Below are 16,483 nucleotides of genomic sequence, written 5' to 3' on the forward strand. Positions count from 1 at the left end.
ACATTGACAGCAACATGGTCTGTAAATAAGAAAATATTTTTACAAAATGCAATCACAGTCAAAAACAATCAGCCATTAATGGCAGTTGTTAAAAATAATGCATATCACTATGACCTAGAATTTGCTGTAACTCAGTTTATCCATGCAGGTATAGATACATTTAGCACAACATCACTACGAGAAGCAATTCAAATTAGACAACTTGCTCCAGATGCAACAATCTTTTTAATGAATGCAGTTTACGAGTTTGATTTAGTCCGTGAACATCAAATACACATGACTTTGCCGTCGTTGACATATTACTATAACCATAAAAATGATTTAGCTGGTATTCATGTTCACTTAGAATTTGAAAATTTATTACATCGGTCTGGATTTAAAGATTTAAACGAAATTAAAGAAGTATTGAAAGATCACCATCATAATCAAAATGCAAAAATGATTATTAGTGGTTTATGGACCCATTTTGGATATGCTGATGAATTCGATGTGTCAGATTATAATGTTGAACGTTCACAATGGATGGAAATTGTTGAAGCACTTTTATCTGAAGGTTATCAGTTCGACCTAATCCATGCTCAAAATAGTGCGAGTTTTTATCGGGAAGGACAAATATTACTACCCCACCATACACATGCGCGTGTAGGTATTGCGTTATACGGTTCAAGACCATATAGTTCACTGAATCAACATGATATAGTTCAGTCATTAACTTTAAAAGCACATGTTATTCAAGTGCGCGAAGTACAAGCTGGTGATTATTGCGGTTATAGCTTTGCCTTTGAAGTGACTAAAAACAATACAAAATTAGCTGTAGTTGATATCGGTTATGGCGATGGAATTTTAAGAACTCGTGCTAAACATGAAGCACTTATCAATGGTAAACGCTACCCGATACGTGCATTAATGATGAGCCATATGTTTGTTGAAGTAGATGGCAATGTACATGCACAAGATGAAGTTATTCTTTATAATAATGATATCCGCATCGATGAATATACCTTTAAAGGTGTTGGTGCAAATTCTGAACAATTAAGTGCTATGAATCATGATTCTTTAAAAAAGGAGTACATTTCAAATGACTGTTAAATATAATCAAAATGGCGAATTAACAATGGATGGTATTAGTTTAAAAACGATTGCACAAAGCTTTGGTACACCTACCATTGTTTATGATGAACTACAAATTAGAGAACAGATGCGCCGTTACCATCGCGCATTTAAAGATAGTGGATTAAAATACAATATTTCATACGCCTCAAAGGCATTTACTTGCATTCAAATGGTCAAACTTGTAGCTGAGGAAGATTTACAGTTAGATGTTGTTTCTGAAGGTGAATTATATACAGCTTTAGAAGCAGGTTTTGAACCGAGTCGCATCCATTTCCATGGTAACAATAAAACGAAACATGAAATTAGGTATGCTTTAGAAAATAATATCGGTTATTTTGTTATAGATTCATTAGAAGAAATTGAATTAATAGACCGCTATGCTAATGATACGGTTCAAGTTGTATTACGAGTTAATCCAGGTGTTGAAGCACATACACACGAATTTATTCAAACTGGGCAAGAAGATAGTAAGTTTGGATTATCAATTCAATATGGCTTAGCTAAAAAAGCAATTGACAAAGTCCAACAATCTAAACACTTAAAATTAAAAGGTGTACATTGTCATATTGGTTCACAGATTGAAGGTACAGAAGCATTTATTGAAACTGCTAAAATTGTTTTACGTTGGCTTAAAGAGCAAGGCATTCAAGTTGAATTATTAAACCTTGGTGGTGGCTTTGGTATTAAATATGTTGAAGGTGACGAAAGTTTCCCTATCGAAAGTGGTATTAAAGATATTACAGACGCAATAAAATCCGAAATTAAAGTTCTAGGTATAGATGCACCAGAAATAGGTATTGAACCGGGACGATCAATTGTAGGTGAAGCTGGCGTTACTTTATATGAAGTTGGAACCATTAAAGAAATTCCAGAGATTAATAAATATGTTTCAATCGATGGCGGTATGAGTGATCATATCAGAACTGCACTTTATGACGCAAAGTATCAAGCATTGCTTGTTAATAGAAATGAAGAAGCAGATGACAGTGTAACTATAGCTGGAAAATTATGTGAGTCTGGTGATATCATTATTAAAGACGCTAAATTACCTTCATCAGTCAAACGTGGAGACTATCTTGCTATATTATCAACTGGTGCATATCATTACTCTATGGCATCCAATTACAATCAAATGCAAAAGCCTTCTGTGTTTTTCTTAAAAGATGGCAAAGCACGTGAAGTTATAAAGCGACAATCGTTAAGACAACTCATTATTAATGATACAAAATAAAAATAAACAAAGTAATCCCCGAAGCACAGAAAATTATACTGTGACTCGGGGAATTTTTATGCATTATAGATGACTGTAGAAAACATGCTTGGACATATACTCTAAAAAAGGAAGAACAGCACATTTTTAGTTAGAAAGTATTTATTTCTTTTTGTCATTAATCCTTTATATTTAGTTAGCCCTATTCAACTAATTTAAAGCATCATATACATACCACACTTTAAACAAGCATCATGAAATTAGATTTTATGCTTTACTTGCTTTTTCAAATAATATAAAACGATAAGAATTAACAACAAATATAATGTATAAAACAGAATTTCATCAAATCCAAAATCTTTACTTGTAATTAATACATCAATATCTTCTAATTCCATCATCTCTGCTTTAATATAATTATTAAACTTTGGCAAAGTCATTAAATGTACATTGTAAATATAGTAATAAAAGTCGATAAATATGATGTTAAAAAATATGTATGTTTTATCAATATTAGTTTTGAAAAATAGTATCCCAGAAATCATTATCGGAATCACTAATACAATCATCATTGCTGCTAAAATATTAATATTTAATCCAATTGCAGATAATACACCGAAAACTAATAAATTAGCAACTAAACTAAGGATAAGATATTTCATAAAATCACCTCGTCGTTGTACACCATAATTATATTATATAAATATATTTTTCTATTGCAAACAATGTTGGTGATATAAAAAAAGAGTTCTCAATTTGGTTGAGAAACTCATCGCGTTAAGTATTTGTAATAAGCATATAAAAACACCTTACTTCTTGGTAAGGTGTTAGTTAAAATCAATGATTCAAATCTAAGAATTATAGTTTAACAACGTTTGCAGCTTGTGGACCGCGGTCGCCTTCAACTACTTCAAACTCAACAGCTTGACCTTCTTCTAATGATTTGTAACCATCTTGGTTAATTGCTGAAAAATGTACGAATACGTCATTTTCTCCTTCAACTTCGATAAAGCCGAATCCTTTTTCAGCGTTAAACCATTTAACTGTACCTTGTTTCATAATCTGAAACCTCCAAGACTAAAATTCATTCAATATGCTTATTCGCATATTACAAAAAATACATGCAAATTTCACTCAAATATTCTTTGCAATATGGAATAATCATCTGCTTAACTTGTATTATAGTGCAGTTATTACCAAATTGCAATACAATAATAAAAAATATTCATTTAATCAATTATTGGTAGTTTATAATATACTTCATTATTTTGTAAAACAATGAAACTATAAAATATTTGTAAATCCTCTTCACAATCTTCGCAATAGTTCATGTCACAATTATTATAAAATGCATAAATATTATATTTGCCTGTGACATAGTTATCGAACTGAACTTTACATTGATTAATCAATTGTTGATAGTGCTTAAACATGTCATCAAAATCTTGATATTGATATTTTTCAACAATGTTTTCTGGCCAGTCACTGAATAACCACCATCCCTCATAATCGGCTCTAATTTTGGTAACTGTCCACATTATTAAAGACCCCTTCCATACTTCAAAAACTCTATACTTATTTTTATACCTTTATCCTCTGAAAATCAAGTTTGACGACTTGAAACAAACAAAGTAGTAACTATAGTAATTATTAGTTTTTTTAAGTAAAACTACGTATAATAACATTATGAGGTGGTAAAAATGAGACATATACATTTACAAGTATTCGGACGCGTTCAAGGCGTCGGATTTAGATATTTTACACAACGCATTGCAATGAACTATAACATTGTCGGTACTGTTCAAAATGTAGATGACTATGTAGAGATATATGCACAAGGGGATGACGCAGATATAGAGAGATTTATTCAAGGTGTAATTGAAGGTGCCTCACCAGCATCAAATGTAACAAGCCATCAACTTGAAGAGTTAGAACTAAATCAAAAATTATCGGATTTTCGATCAATATAAAATGCTAAATAAAGGAAGATGACAGTGAGATATAATATTTCTCATATATTTGGGGTGTTAGTGGGAATTCCTGTAGCGTTTTTAACAAGCATATTTGGGATGATTGCACTTGATGTATCTTTTTTAATTGATATGTCTATTGGTATTGTTGGCTTTTTAATGACATACCTACCGATACAAAAACTCACTTCACGCAAATATTTAAACGAAATTGGTTTGACTAGAAAAGACTATCGCTATATTCGAAATCAGTTAAATCATACACACCAAAAACTTAGAGGTATTTTAAAAACGTATGTCAATATAAGATCAATTAAAGATTTTAGGCAGATTAATGATATATACCAAATTTCACGTTCTATTTATACGACAGTTAGACAGAGACCTGCATCATTTTATAAAGTTGAAGGCTTTTTTTATTCTCATATTGATAATGCTTTAAATTTGGTTGATGCATATACACGTCTAGCAAAAATGCCCAAAAAATCAATTAATGAACAGCAAAAATTAGAACAAACACGAATTACTTTGGATGAGGTCAAACGAACATTAATCGCTGATTTAAAGCGTCTCAACGAAGATGATTATGAACGTTTAGATATTGAAATGGAATTAAATAAGTTACATCAAAAGCATCATCAAGATTGATGTAAAATAGCAACTATTGGAGAGATGATTGATGACTGAAAATAAAAGTTTCAAAGAAAGCCATCCACTAGATGATTTTATAAGCGATAAAGAATTATCGAATACTACTATTCAAAAAGAAAAGTTAACAATTGAACAACAAAAACAGGTAGACACAATCAGTAAACAAATTAACCCTTTAGACAATGAAGGTTTATTAGCGTTTGGTTCTGATTTACAGAAACAAATGTCTCAATTTTCACATCAAATGTTGGATGAAGTACAAAGTAAAGATGTTGGTCCTATTGGAGATACTTTGTCAGATCTAATGTCAAAACTAAAGTCAGTTAATCCAAATGAGTTAAATACTGATAAACCATCTATGTTAAAAAGAATTTTTAGCAGAGCAAAGTCGTCTATCAATGAAATCTTTTCAAGAATGCAATCAGTTAGTGCTCAAGTCAATCGCATAACGATTCAACTGCAGAAACATCAAACACATTTAACAAGAGATATTGAATTATTAGATACGCTATATGATAAAAACAAACAATACTTTGATGACTTATCATTGCATATCATTGCTGCACAGCAAAAAAAGTTGCAATTAGAAAATGAAAAGCTACCACAATTGCAACAGCAAGCGCAGCAATCCACTAATCAAATGGATATTCAACAAGTTGCAGATATGCAGCAATTTATAGATAGACTAGATAAACGCATATATGACTTACAGCTTTCAAGACAAATAGCTTTGCAAACTGCGCCACAAATTCGTATGATTCAAAATGTTAATCAAGCACTTGCCGAGAAGATACAAAGTTCAATTTTGACAAGTATTCCACTATGGAAAAATCAAATGGCCATTGCGCTTACATTAATGAGACAGCGTAATGCAGTTGCTGCACAACGAGCTGTCACTGATACAACTAATGATTTATTAACAGCAAATGCTGAAATGTTGAAACAAAATGCGATTGAAACTGCAACAGAAAATGAGCGTGGCATTGTTGATCTTGATACATTGAAACGTACACAGCGTAACATTATTGAGACAATTGAAGAAACATTAATTATTCAACAACACGGTCGCGAAGAACGACAATTAGCTGAAAAAGAATTACAACAATTAGAACAAGATTTAAAGTCACATTTAGTGAACATCAAAGGACCGAATAAACAATCATAAATTACGAATTAGATATAACAAAAAGGAAGCATCCTACGATTAAATTGGAGATGCTTCCTTTTATATTATTCGTTATTCCTGTTGATATTTAATTGGATCTTGTTTTACAAATATGCCGACTAGATAGCCTAATATCGTTGCAATAATTGCTACTGGGAACCACTCTAAAGAATACGCTCTTAGAGGCAATGATTCTATAAAGTTAATTTTCAGCCAACCTAACTTACTAATAACACTGAAAATCGACAATATAAATACGATAATAACTGGAATTTGTTGTGAAATGCGTTTTGTCGGTATGAATTTGGCAATTAAAATTAATAATACAACAGTTATTGCTACTGGGTATACAATGCTTAATACCGGAATTGACATTGAGATAACAGCATTTAAACCTTGGTTAGCAATAATAAAACTCATTAAAATGAAAACTAATACAAATGCTTTGTATGATACTTTAGGTACGATTCTATGGAAATATTCAGAAACTGCAACAATAAGCCCGCATGCTGTAGTTAGACATGCCAGCGCCACAATGATGCCCAATAAATATTTTCCGAATGAACCAAATCCTGTTGAAGCCATTGTCGTTAATAAATATGTCCCAATGTTTCGATCTTTGGATTTCAATTGATCTAACGTCATGTCACTTACTGGCATATGATTACCAATATAACCTAATGAAATATATATGAAAATTAAAGCTACGGCTGCAATTAAACCAGCAGTCAAAGTTTGTTTGAATATTTGATTTGTTTTAGTAATGCCTGTTAGTTTTACTGCATTAACAACAATCATTGAAAAAGCAATTGCTGCAATGGCATCCATTGTTAAATAGCCTTGTGTAAAGCCTTCAGCAAAACTTGAAAAATTAGAATGATATAGTGCTTCATTGCCCTTTCCAGCACTATTACCGCTAAAGTCTAAGTATCCTTTAATAATCATCGCTAAAATAGTAATCAATAATAATGGTGTTAATAATGAACCAATACGATCGATTAACTTAGATGGATTTAAACAAATATACAAAACGACTATGAAGTAGATAATCGTAAATATAAATAAAGCGATACTACTATTGCTATGTATAATTGGTGTAATTGTCATTTCAAAAGATGTAGATGCAGTTCTAGGTATTGCAAAAAGTGGTCCTATAGTCAAATAAATGATGATTAAGAACAATATTGAAAATTTAGGTGAAATTTTATTTAATGCGCCAATATATCCTTCTTTATCAAGTGCACCTACAATCACACCTAATAATGGTAAACCAATCCCAGTTAGAACAAACGCTAAAATGGCGGGCCAGAAAAATTGACCACTATCCAATCCGAGATTAGGAGGAAAAATTAGATTGCCTGCGCCAAAAAACATAGCGAAGAGCGTAAACCCAATGACCCATGTATTTTTATTCATAGAGTTACTCCTTTTTTTAAAACACGAAATAATTTACAAGTAAATATTTTAGCACAAAAAATAATAAAGAGTCTATATGAAATATGTTGTACATAGCAGAAACAAAACACATGTGTTGTTTAAATCAAATTATGTCAGAAAATAAAATTCTTCAAATCCACTTTTTAAATAGTAACTGATGACTTTTATTCACAATTTCATATAAACTCATATTTTAAATTTATTTATAAAGATTTAAGTAGTAATTTTTTTAATAATGGAGAGAGATGTCCAGGTAAATGCGCAACACCTTCAACGAAAATAGCATATTGACCATAAATATTATGAATTGTTTGTTCAACATCTTCAGTTATTGGATCTTGACTCAAAAATACATTAAATACTTCAATACCAAATTTACGTGACATTTCTACAGCTTCATACGTATCAATAATACCATCTTGACTATAATTAAATGCAGACGGTTCGCCGTCTGAAAATACGATTAAAAATCGTTGATGTTGATTTCGACGCATTAATCGTTCACTTGCAACTCTAATAGCAACACCATCACGATTATCATCTTGAGGTTCAAGTGCCATAATACGTGGGCCATCTTTTTCAAAGGTTGAGTAATCATAGTTAATAATTTCATTAATGATATTTGGTTGTGCATGCTCGTCTGAATCAAAGGCATCCTCACTGAATGATAAAATTTCATGTTTAATGTTCAATGCTTTTAACGTCTCGTGGAATAACACTACACCTTTCTTCGTTTCAGCCATTTTATCATGCATACTTGCTGACGCATCAATTAACAATGTAAATGTCGCATCAAATGATTTACTTAAATCTTGTTTTTTGTAAAACAATTTATATTGATCGTCGATAAACCAATTAATTAAATCCTTTTGTAATCGCCCTTTTGTTAAATTAAAACGTGCATCTCGTTGTTCTCGTTCAATCGTTTTCTTTATAATTTGAATTAAGTCTTTGATTTCATATTGTACGTCTTGTTTCGATTCTTGATATTCTAAAACATATTGTGGCTCAATTTCAGGAATTTGCCATTTTATTTCTACATTTTTGTTCACACCATCAAGTTGAAATGCTTGGCTTTGACCAACAGCATCGCCTTCTTCACGATTTAGCGTATCGTTTGATCCTTTGCCCTTTTTGGTCATCATATCAGTCATATCATCTGTAGCATCGCCTTCACGTGCTTCATCATTACCTAATGTTTCACTATTTTGTCCTTCGTGAAGCTCCATTTCTAAATAGGCGCCACCTTTTGACTCACTATCTGCAGATTTAGAGTCAGCTTTTTCACTTTCGTTATCATCATCTTCTGAAGTATCATCTTGCCCATCGACTTGACTTGCATCAGTTCTCTTTAAATCATCAAACTCTGGACTAGCTAATGTATTATATAGTGTTTTAGGTAAGTAATAATATTCGTTTAGCATATCTTCTTTTAAAATATCATCTACTTGATACATAATTCTTTGAGCCAGATACATATTATCTTCAGAATTTTGATTTTGGAAAAAATTAGGTAAATATAAGAACATATTAACTACAACATCATCTAAATCTGAATGTATAGATGGTATATCAAAGAAATCTTGACTTAAAAATGCATGTTCTAAATACAAAAATAATAAATCTGTATATTGTGTTTTAGTACGATACACTTTAATTTGAGATTCCGTATATGATACCCGTGTATCTAAGCGAAGATCAATTAATTTAGCAGTACTTGGGCGCTCAACTTTAATAGAATTTAATACGCGCATATCTTCTAATAATTTAAAAAGTTGTTGATAAAATTTAGGGTGTTTAAAAGTTTTATCTTGTACTACTTCATTTACAATTTGTACATCCATCATATGATAACCGTAAGCAGCTAACATAACATCTGTTTTTAAACCAGCCATTTCGATATGGCTTGGTCGATGTGACCAAAACCAACTCGTAATCAAAACATTTTGAACAGGATTATAGTAAGGGAATTTTTGGATTTTAACTTGTGTTTGTTCATTTTTTAATAAGAGTCGAGCTAAGTCTTGCAACATCATTACTTGCTTGGCATCTAACTGTTCGTCGTTAAATTTTATGAAACGATCACTCATGTTTTATCCCTCTTTAAAAGTTTAGTTCTACAGCATTATATATTGCTTGTTGTTCACGTTCATCTTCCAATTTATCAATAATTGTACGTTTAATTGCACGTTCAACTGGCATTACAGTGATTAAATCACACAAGTCTAATAATGCACGGATACTAGCGGCTTCTTCAGAAATTTGTCCCTGCTTAGACATAGTACGTAAATCTTCGTTAAACTTAATAATTTGTTCGATTTGTTTATCATCTTGTAATAAACTTTGCTCTTTAATCACATTTTTTAAAATGTCCCCGTCAATATAATCAACGTGAATAACAACAAAGCGATTTTTTAGTGCTTCATTCATTGGCAAAGTACCAACATAACCTTCATTTATCGCTGCTATAACGTTAAATCCTGGTACAGCTTTGATTACTTCACCAGTGTATGGATTCGTAATTTGACGACGATAATCTAAGACCCCATTTAATACAGGCAATGTTTCAGGTTTAGCCATATTTATTTCATCAATATATAAAATATGCCCCTCTTTCATAGCTTTAATAACTGGACCATCTACAAAGACAATTTCTTGTTGACCTTCCGCATTTGTTTTAATTGTTTTAAAGCCTAATAAGCTTTCTGTATCTAAATCAACAGAACAATTGACTTGATGCATGGGTGTATCAACAACTTCACTTAATGTTTCTGCCAACTTTGTTTTCCCTGAACCTGTTGGACCTTTAAGTAAAATATTTTTATTTAAATCAAATAATGCCTTCGCATCATTGAAAACTGTTGAATCTGAATTCTTATAATGTTTTAGTGCCATTTTAAAACGTTCTCCTTTAAATAAATTAAAAAACTAAGACATGGAATAAGTTCTCCAAATGCCTTAGTTTACTATTCTATTCTGATATAAAACGCAATGCTTAGTATGCGAATTGTTTATATTTTACCAAATTTACTAATTGAAAATCTCATATTAGGCTTCATTTCAATAATTATGCGTTTAAACTTCTTTGAAATATGTTTTATAGTAACCGCCAACTAATCCAGAATTATCTATTATTTGATAATATTCTTCAGTTTCGTTGATAACATCATATTGTTTGCCAACCGTTAACATGTCAGAAACTGTAAATTTCTTTGCATCTGTATTAATGACTTCTACTTTCTTGATTGGTGTACGTTCTTTCCAAGTTTCATGTAACATAAATTTTGTCCTCACTATCGTAAAAAAATTATTTTTGTAAAGTGAATATAAACGATAATCCACTGTTTTCAGTAATTCTAATTGATTCAATATCATCTTGCTCAAGCGTTTGATATGGTATTTCCACTTCATCTAAGCGCGATTTCGCTTGATTAAAGAAATCTGCATCTTTCGTTTCAAACTCAACTTGATCGACTGCGCCATATTCCGGCATTGTCATTTCTGTTTCTACAGGCATTAAATGTATTTCGCCACCTAGACCACCCGTTCCAACTTTGAATACTTGGACATGATAGTCAGCATTGTCGAAGGGTTGGTATTCTGCAAATACTTCAAGTCCGAATATATTTGTTAAAATTTGACCTGTAATATCTACATGATTCACTTTAAGAATCACTGGTCCTAAACCTTGCACTTGATGTAACGGATTGACCGCACTCTCAAAAGAAGGCATACCTAAACCAACGCCATAATTATTCTCGTTTGAATATATTGAGAAAATATGACCATTGTTATCTTCGAGACTGAAATATTTATTGCCATTTAATTCTTTAACTGTTGTAAATGGAATATCCTTATTCGATAATATTTCCGCATACTCCTCTAAACCTGAGTCAGTTGGTGTACGTAATCCAATACCCACAAAGTGAGATTCTTCTAATTGCTCACTTGGAACTTGTATAAATTGAAGTCTTGTTCCTGGGCTTATATCTGCATCGCCGAAACGAATTGAGTTTTCAAGAAGTTCTTCATAATTTAATCCTAATATGTCAACCATGAAATGTTTTGTCTGTTCTATATTTGTTGTACCTAATGTTATACTTCTAAGTCCACACATTATAGCCACCTCTATCTTTATCTTTACTATTATATTATAACTTATTTTAATCATAAATTATAGAATATCGGTCAGTTGATTTTGATTATAGATTAATATGTGAAAAATGTATTTCTTTAAAAGAACTATTTCATTTAAATAGGTAACATAATATTGTTATGGTTGCTATTGAGTATGTCATTAATGAGTATCTGTATATAGCAATTGAATATTTCGTTTTATGTAGTACATAAAAAACATATACATGTCGTATCCATAAAGTGAATTTACATCTTGTTCAGATGATTTTAAATTAACTAAAGGCGCTTATAGAATTCATAAATTTCATCGCTTGTTATTATCTAAAATGATTTCATTAGCATATTGAAACACGCCATTCCACCTATATTTCTATTGTGAGTCTATTTCAATAAAAATGATATATTTTTTAAGTTGTCAAAATTAAACTCACATTTTAATACGAAGCATTATAAAAATAAAGTACAGCAGTAAGATATTTCGACTAGAAAATAATCTTACTGCTGTTTGTTATTGATTTGATTACGTTTTTAGGAATAGTAAACTATTTTGTGTTGTGGATTAAGATTCTAATAATAAGTCTTCTGGGTTTTCAATTAATTCTTTAATTGTTTTTAAGAATCCAACTGCTTCTTTACCGTCAATAATTCTATGATCATAGCTTAATGCAATATACATCATTGGACGATTTTCGATTGTATCTTGATCAATCGCAATTGGTCTTGTAATAATTGAATGCATGCCTAAGATTGCAGCTTGATTACCATTGATAATTGGCGTACTCATCATTGATCCAAAAATACCGCCATTTGTAATCGTAAATGAACCATTAACCATATCATCTAAGCCAAGTTTTTTCTCTCGTGCTTTAACTGCTAAATTAGCAATTTCTGCTTCGATTTCTGCAAAATTCTTTTTATCACAATCTCTTACAAATGGTACTAATAATCCATCATCTGTAGAAACAGCTACACCAATATCATAATATTGTTTCGTAATCATGTCGTCGCCATCGATTTCTGCATTAACTTCTGGATACTTTTTCAAAGCTGCTACAGAAGCTTTAGTAAAGAATGACATAAATCCTAATTTAGTACCATCATGATCTTTCATAAATTGTTCTTTCTTACGTTTACGCAATTCCATAACATTTGTCATGTCAACTTCGTTAAATGTTGTTAACATAGCTGTATTATTAGATACCTCTAATAATTTTTTGGCAGCTGTTTTCTTTCTGCGTGACATTTTTTCACGAATCACTGGTTTTGTAGGATATTGATTGTATTTTTTCTCTTCTTTTGCAGGTGCTTGTTGTGTTGTTTGTGTTGATGCCGGTGCCTGTTGTTTCTTATCAATATCTTCTTTACGAACCACATCATTTGTTTTCGGACTTACTTCAGCAAGATTCACACCATTTTCACGAGCATATCGACGCGCAGAAGGCGTAGCATTAATACGTTGCTGATTGTCATCATTTGCTTGATTGACTTCAGCTTTATCTACCGAATTATTTGTTGTTTCTTCTTTTTTATTATTTGTTTCTTCATTTTGTTGTGGAGTATTGTCGTTACTATTTTCTTTAGAAGCATTGCCACTACCTTCGCCGATGATAGCAATTGCTTGTCCAACTTCTACAGTGTCGCCTTCACTTGCAAGTTGTTCAGATAATACACCTGCTTCTTCAGATACAACTTCGACATTAACTTTATCAGTTTCTAATTCAAGAATAGCTTCACCTTTTTCTACGCTATCCCCTACGTTTTTCAACCATTCTGCAATGGTACCTTCTGTAATAGATTCTGCTAATTCTGGAACTTTAACCTCTGGCATGACTTATTTCCCCCTAGTTATTTTTTAATGCATTTTCTATAATTTTATTTTGAACAAGTTTATGAATTTCTCCATCGCCTTCAGCTGGAGCAGCCCTTTGAATTCTGCCATGATAACTTAAATCATATTTATCTGCAACTAGCACTTTAACATATGGATAGACATATAACCATGCACCTTGATTTTTAGGTTCTTCTTGTACCCATGACACTTCTTCAAGGTTTGGCAATTGTGCTAGTAATGCTTCAATCTCTTCCTCTGGGAATGGATACAATCTTTCAATCGCAACGAGTAACACTGATTCGTCTGGATTTTTAGCTAATGCTTCTTTTAAATCAATGAACATTTTACCAGTTGCTAAAATAACTTTTGTAACCTTATCCGCTTGATATGATTCTGTCAAAATTGGCTCAAATCCACCAGAAGTAAACTCATCAATTGGTTTGGCAACTGTTTTATTTCTCAATAAGCTTTTTGGTGACATAACAACCAATGGTCGCATTTGTTCAGAATCTAAACTAGCTGCTTGTGCACGCAATAAGTGGAAATAATTACTTGAACTAGATAAGTTGACAACTGTGCAATTATTTTCAGCAGCTAATTGTAAAAATCGCTCTAATCTTGCTGATGAATGTTCAGGTCCTTGACCCTCATATGCATGAGGTAAGAATAATGTTAATCCTGAACGTTCTCCCCATTTTGAGCGAGAACTGAATAAGAAGTTGTCAAAAATCATTTGTGACATATTTGCAAAATCACCATATTGCGCTTCCCAAATATTGAAGCTTTTTTTGTTTTCCACATTATAGCCGTATTCAAAACCAACTACTGCTGCTTCTGAAAGCGGAGAATTGTGTATATCAAATGTCGCTTTTTGATCAGGAACATGATGTAAAGGTGTATATGTTTCACCTGTTTGCTCATCATGTAACACGGCATGCCTATGACTGAATGTACCACGTTCACTATCTTGACCAGTTAAGCGAATCGGTGTACCATCTTGTAAAATTGTCGCAAATGCAAGTTGTTCTGCTTGTGCCCAATCAACTAAACCATCTTCTTTATTAAACGGCTCATGACGCTTCTCAAGAACTTTGTTTAACTTTTTCAAAATGTTAAAGCCATCCGGATATGTTAACAATGCATCATTTATTTCTTTCAAATGATCAAACGTAAATGATTGTTCGTCTGCTTGTAACGGTAATGCAAGTTCTGCAGGTTTTTCCATATCTGGATTATCCATTTTATCAGCTTTATTAATTTTATCATGTGCTTGTCTTAGTTCCTTTTGGACTTGTTCTATAAATGAATACATTTCATCTTCTGAAATGACACCTTCATTAACAAGCTTTTTACCAAACACATATTCAACAGAGTCATGTTTGCGAATATTCTGATAAGGAACTGGATTAGTAATTGATGGTTCATCCATTTCGTTATGACCGAAACGACGATAACCTACTAAATCAATAACGACGTCTTTATGAAACTCTTTTCTAAATTCCATTGCAATATCAATTGCTTCAATAGTAGCTTCAACGTCATCAGCATTGACATGGAATATTGGCACATCATAACCTTTGGCCACATCTGTAGAATAAGTTGTTGAACGTGCATCAATTGGTTCTGTAGTAAATCCAATTCTATTGTTAGTAATAATATGCAATGAACCACCCGTAGAATAGCCTTTCAAGTTTCCTAAGTTCATTGTTTCGAAGTTAATTCCTTGACCAGGATAAGCAGCATCGCCATGTATAATAATTGGCATTGCTTTATGATGATCAGTCGTCGGAGCCCCAGCACGTTGTGTATCATCTTGTGCTGCTCTCGTACGCCCCTCAACAACAGGTGCAACAATTTCCAAGTGACTTGGATTGTTAGCCAGTGCAATACGCTGCATTGTACCATATGAATCAGTAGTTTTAATGCCACCAAGGTGATATTTCACATCACCAGTCCATCCAGCAGTTAACTGCAAGCTACCATCTTCAGGTAAGAATTTCATTGGATCTGTATGCATAAATTCTGAAATCATCATTTCGTACGGTTTTTCTAAGACATGCGTTAAAACGTTTAAACGTCCACGGTGAGCCATGCCTATTTGTATATTTTTAATACCTTCTTTCGCAGCAATCGTAATAGTACGTTGTAACATCGGTACAAGTGCGTCTACCCCTTCAATTGAAAAACGCTTTGCACCAACGAAGTTTTTATGAAGATATTTTTCAAACCCTTCAACATACGCTAATTGTTTGAATAGTGCCCTTTTTTCGTTATTATTTAACGTTACTTTATATGGCGTTTCAATTCTTCTTTTTAACCAACCACGTTCGGTATTGTTATTAATATGTGTATACTCAAATGCAATTGGTCCTTTGTAACGTTTTTCCATTCTTAAAATTGCTTCATAAGCATTATCATAAATGTCGGCAAAGTGATCTGAAACAATTCCTGCTGATATACCTTCCAAAGTCTGTTGATCTAAATCAAAGTCTTCAATCTCTAATTTAGGTACATGTTTCCTTTTTGGAGGATTTACAGGATAAATATCGGCTTTAAGATGCCCGTATTGGCGAATATTATCAATTAAACGCATGACACGCTTAATTGTGCCGTCGCTATTTTGACTACTTGTACTTTTTAAAGCTGGTACAATTGAGTCATCATTCTTAATTGTGCTGAATAAGACTTGTAAATCTTCTGGTACAGATGATGGATCTTGTAAAAAGTCATCATATAGATCTAACATTAGACCTAAATTCGCACCGAAGTTTACAGGAGCCTCTGAAACTTCTTTTCTTTCGTTAGTCATTTTACACCCTCCACAAAAATGTTGAAACGCTTACAATGTAATAATATCACTATTTAGTTATTTGTTAAAGTAGATTTACCTATTTATCTGCTAAAAAGAAGAATCAACAAAAGCGTTGATTCTTCTAGGTTTATAGATGTATTTTATTGTAAATTTTGGG

The 16,483-nt window shown here is 32.1% G+C and carries 15 protein-coding genes; 5 read left to right on the forward strand and 10 right to left on the reverse strand.

All coding sequences use genetic code 11. The features are described from left to right. The first annotated feature begins 3 nt into the window (after positions 1 to 3). Complete coding sequence (locus tag JQN76_RS10750) at positions 4 to 1,089, forward strand: alanine racemase (RefSeq protein ID WP_000127593.1); 1,086 nt, start codon at positions 4 to 6, stop codon at positions 1,087 to 1,089. Continuing rightward, positions 1,079 to 2,344, forward strand: a complete 1,266-nt coding sequence (lysA, locus tag JQN76_RS10755) for a diaminopimelate decarboxylase (RefSeq protein ID WP_000216946.1) — start codon at positions 1,079 to 1,081, stop codon at positions 2,342 to 2,344. Before JQN76_RS10750 ends, lysA begins: the two co-directional genes overlap by 11 nt. A 239-nt stretch (positions 2,345 to 2,583) precedes the next feature. Here lysA and msaC read toward each other — a convergent pair whose 3' ends face one another. The 3 genes from msaC to msaA all read right to left on the reverse strand — a co-directional run bounded on the left by msaC (position 2,584) and on the right by msaA (position 3,861). Beyond that, entirely contained in the window at positions 2,584 to 2,985 is a 402-nt protein-coding gene (gene msaC / locus JQN76_RS10760; protein WP_000876201.1) for a sarA expression modulator MsaC, read from the reverse strand. A 196-nt stretch (positions 2,986 to 3,181) separates the two neighbouring features. After that, positions 3,182 to 3,382, reverse strand: a complete 201-nt coding sequence (gene cspA, locus JQN76_RS10765) for a cold shock protein CspA (RefSeq protein ID WP_000809131.1) — start codon at positions 3,380 to 3,382, stop codon at positions 3,182 to 3,184. Positions 3,383 to 3,552: 170 nt separating this feature from the next. Next, complete coding sequence (msaA, locus tag JQN76_RS10770) at positions 3,553 to 3,861, reverse strand: regulatory protein MsaA (protein WP_000269923.1); 309 nt, start codon at positions 3,859 to 3,861, stop codon at positions 3,553 to 3,555. Positions 3,862 to 4,023: 162 nt separating this feature from the next. Here msaA and JQN76_RS10775 point away from each other — a divergent pair, with 162 nt between their 5' ends. The 3 genes from JQN76_RS10775 to JQN76_RS10785 are packed head-to-tail and all read left to right on the forward strand — an operon-like array spanning position 4,024 to position 6,109. Next, entirely contained in the window at positions 4,024 to 4,293 is a 270-nt protein-coding gene (locus tag JQN76_RS10775) for an acylphosphatase (protein WP_001215907.1), read from the forward strand. An 18-nt stretch (positions 4,294 to 4,311) separates the two neighbouring features. Beyond that, a complete protein-coding gene (locus JQN76_RS10780) occupies positions 4,312 to 4,941 on the forward strand; it encodes a 5-bromo-4-chloroindolyl phosphate hydrolysis family protein (RefSeq protein ID WP_001788788.1) in 630 nt (209 codons plus the stop codon). Positions 4,942 to 4,972: 31 nt separating this feature from the next. Next, positions 4,973 to 6,109 (forward strand): toxic anion resistance protein, encoded by a 1,137-nt coding sequence (locus JQN76_RS10785; RefSeq protein WP_000138420.1) that lies wholly within the window; start codon positions 4,973 to 4,975, stop codon positions 6,107 to 6,109. A 72-nt stretch (positions 6,110 to 6,181) separates the two neighbouring features. On the opposite strand, the gene brnQ3 is transcribed toward JQN76_RS10785, so the two are convergent. The 7 genes from brnQ3 to JQN76_RS10820 form a co-directional block, all read right to left on the reverse strand. Further along, positions 6,182 to 7,525, reverse strand: a complete 1,344-nt coding sequence (gene brnQ3 / locus JQN76_RS10790) for a branched-chain amino acid-like transporter carrier protein BrnQ3 (protein WP_001039275.1) — start codon at positions 7,523 to 7,525, stop codon at positions 6,182 to 6,184. Positions 7,526 to 7,749: 224 nt separating this feature from the next. Next, entirely contained in the window at positions 7,750 to 9,636 is a 1,887-nt protein-coding gene (locus tag JQN76_RS10795) for a nitric oxide reductase activation protein NorD (protein ID WP_001283685.1), read from the reverse strand. Positions 9,637 to 9,649: 13 nt separating this feature from the next. Continuing rightward, positions 9,650 to 10,441, reverse strand: a complete 792-nt coding sequence (locus tag JQN76_RS10800) for an ATP-binding protein (protein WP_001185421.1) — start codon at positions 10,439 to 10,441, stop codon at positions 9,650 to 9,652. Positions 10,442 to 10,621: 180 nt separating this feature from the next. Next, positions 10,622 to 10,825, reverse strand: a complete 204-nt coding sequence (locus JQN76_RS10805; RefSeq protein WP_000902175.1) for a DUF6501 family protein — start codon at positions 10,823 to 10,825, stop codon at positions 10,622 to 10,624. A gap of 28 nt (positions 10,826 to 10,853) precedes the next feature. Then, positions 10,854 to 11,663: a VOC family protein gene (locus tag JQN76_RS10810; RefSeq protein ID WP_000334518.1), complete on the reverse strand. Its 810-nt coding sequence runs from the start codon at positions 11,661 to 11,663 to the stop codon at positions 10,854 to 10,856. A gap of 579 nt (positions 11,664 to 12,242) precedes the next feature. Continuing rightward, positions 12,243 to 13,511: a dihydrolipoyllysine-residue succinyltransferase gene (gene sucB / locus JQN76_RS10815; RefSeq protein ID WP_001115439.1), complete on the reverse strand. Its 1,269-nt coding sequence runs from the start codon at positions 13,509 to 13,511 to the stop codon at positions 12,243 to 12,245. 13 nt (positions 13,512 to 13,524) lie between these two features. Next, the gene (locus tag JQN76_RS10820; RefSeq protein WP_000180679.1) at positions 13,525 to 16,323 is read right to left on the reverse strand and encodes a 2-oxoglutarate dehydrogenase E1 component; all 2,799 of its coding nucleotides are present in this window, start codon (positions 16,321 to 16,323) and stop codon (positions 13,525 to 13,527) included. Positions 16,324 to 16,483 lie beyond the last annotated feature (160 nt).

The organism is Staphylococcus sp. SM3655 (assembly GCF_016917315.1).
In the GTDB taxonomy this organism is placed as follows: domain Bacteria; phylum Bacillota; class Bacilli; order Staphylococcales; family Staphylococcaceae; genus Staphylococcus; species Staphylococcus aureus.

Bases quoted from the DNA above. Each gene is read 5' to 3' on its own strand.
- lysA (WP_000216946.1), top strand. From the start codon at position 1,079: ATGACTGTTAAATATAATCAAAATGGCGAATTAACAATGGATGGTATT.
- msaC (WP_000876201.1), bottom strand. From the start codon at position 2,985: ATGAAATATCTTATCCTTAGTTTAGTTGCTAATTTATTAGTTTTCGGT.
- cspA (WP_000809131.1), bottom strand. From the start codon at position 3,382: ATGAAACAAGGTACAGTTAAATGGTTTAACGCTGAAAAAGGATTCGGC.
- msaA (WP_000269923.1), bottom strand. From the start codon at position 3,861: ATGTGGACAGTTACCAAAATTAGAGCCGATTATGAGGGATGGTGGTTA.
- JQN76_RS10775 (WP_001215907.1), top strand. From the start codon at position 4,024: ATGAGACATATACATTTACAAGTATTCGGACGCGTTCAAGGCGTCGGA.
- JQN76_RS10780 (WP_001788788.1), top strand. From the start codon at position 4,312: ATGACAGTGAGATATAATATTTCTCATATATTTGGGGTGTTAGTGGGA.
- JQN76_RS10785 (WP_000138420.1), top strand. From the start codon at position 4,973: ATGACTGAAAATAAAAGTTTCAAAGAAAGCCATCCACTAGATGATTTT.
- brnQ3 (WP_001039275.1), bottom strand. From the start codon at position 7,525: ATGAATAAAAATACATGGGTCATTGGGTTTACGCTCTTCGCTATGTTT.
- JQN76_RS10795 (WP_001283685.1), bottom strand. From the start codon at position 9,636: ATGAGTGATCGTTTCATAAAATTTAACGACGAACAGTTAGATGCCAAG.
- JQN76_RS10800 (WP_001185421.1), bottom strand. From the start codon at position 10,441: ATGGCACTAAAACATTATAAGAATTCAGATTCAACAGTTTTCAATGAT.
- JQN76_RS10805 (WP_000902175.1), bottom strand. From the start codon at position 10,825: ATGTTACATGAAACTTGGAAAGAACGTACACCAATCAAGAAAGTAGAA.
- JQN76_RS10810 (WP_000334518.1), bottom strand. From the start codon at position 11,663: ATGTGTGGACTTAGAAGTATAACATTAGGTACAACAAATATAGAACAG.
- sucB (WP_001115439.1), bottom strand. From the start codon at position 13,511: ATGCCAGAGGTTAAAGTTCCAGAATTAGCAGAATCTATTACAGAAGGT.
- JQN76_RS10820 (WP_000180679.1), bottom strand. From the start codon at position 16,323: ATGACTAACGAAAGAAAAGAAGTTTCAGAGGCTCCTGTAAACTTCGGT.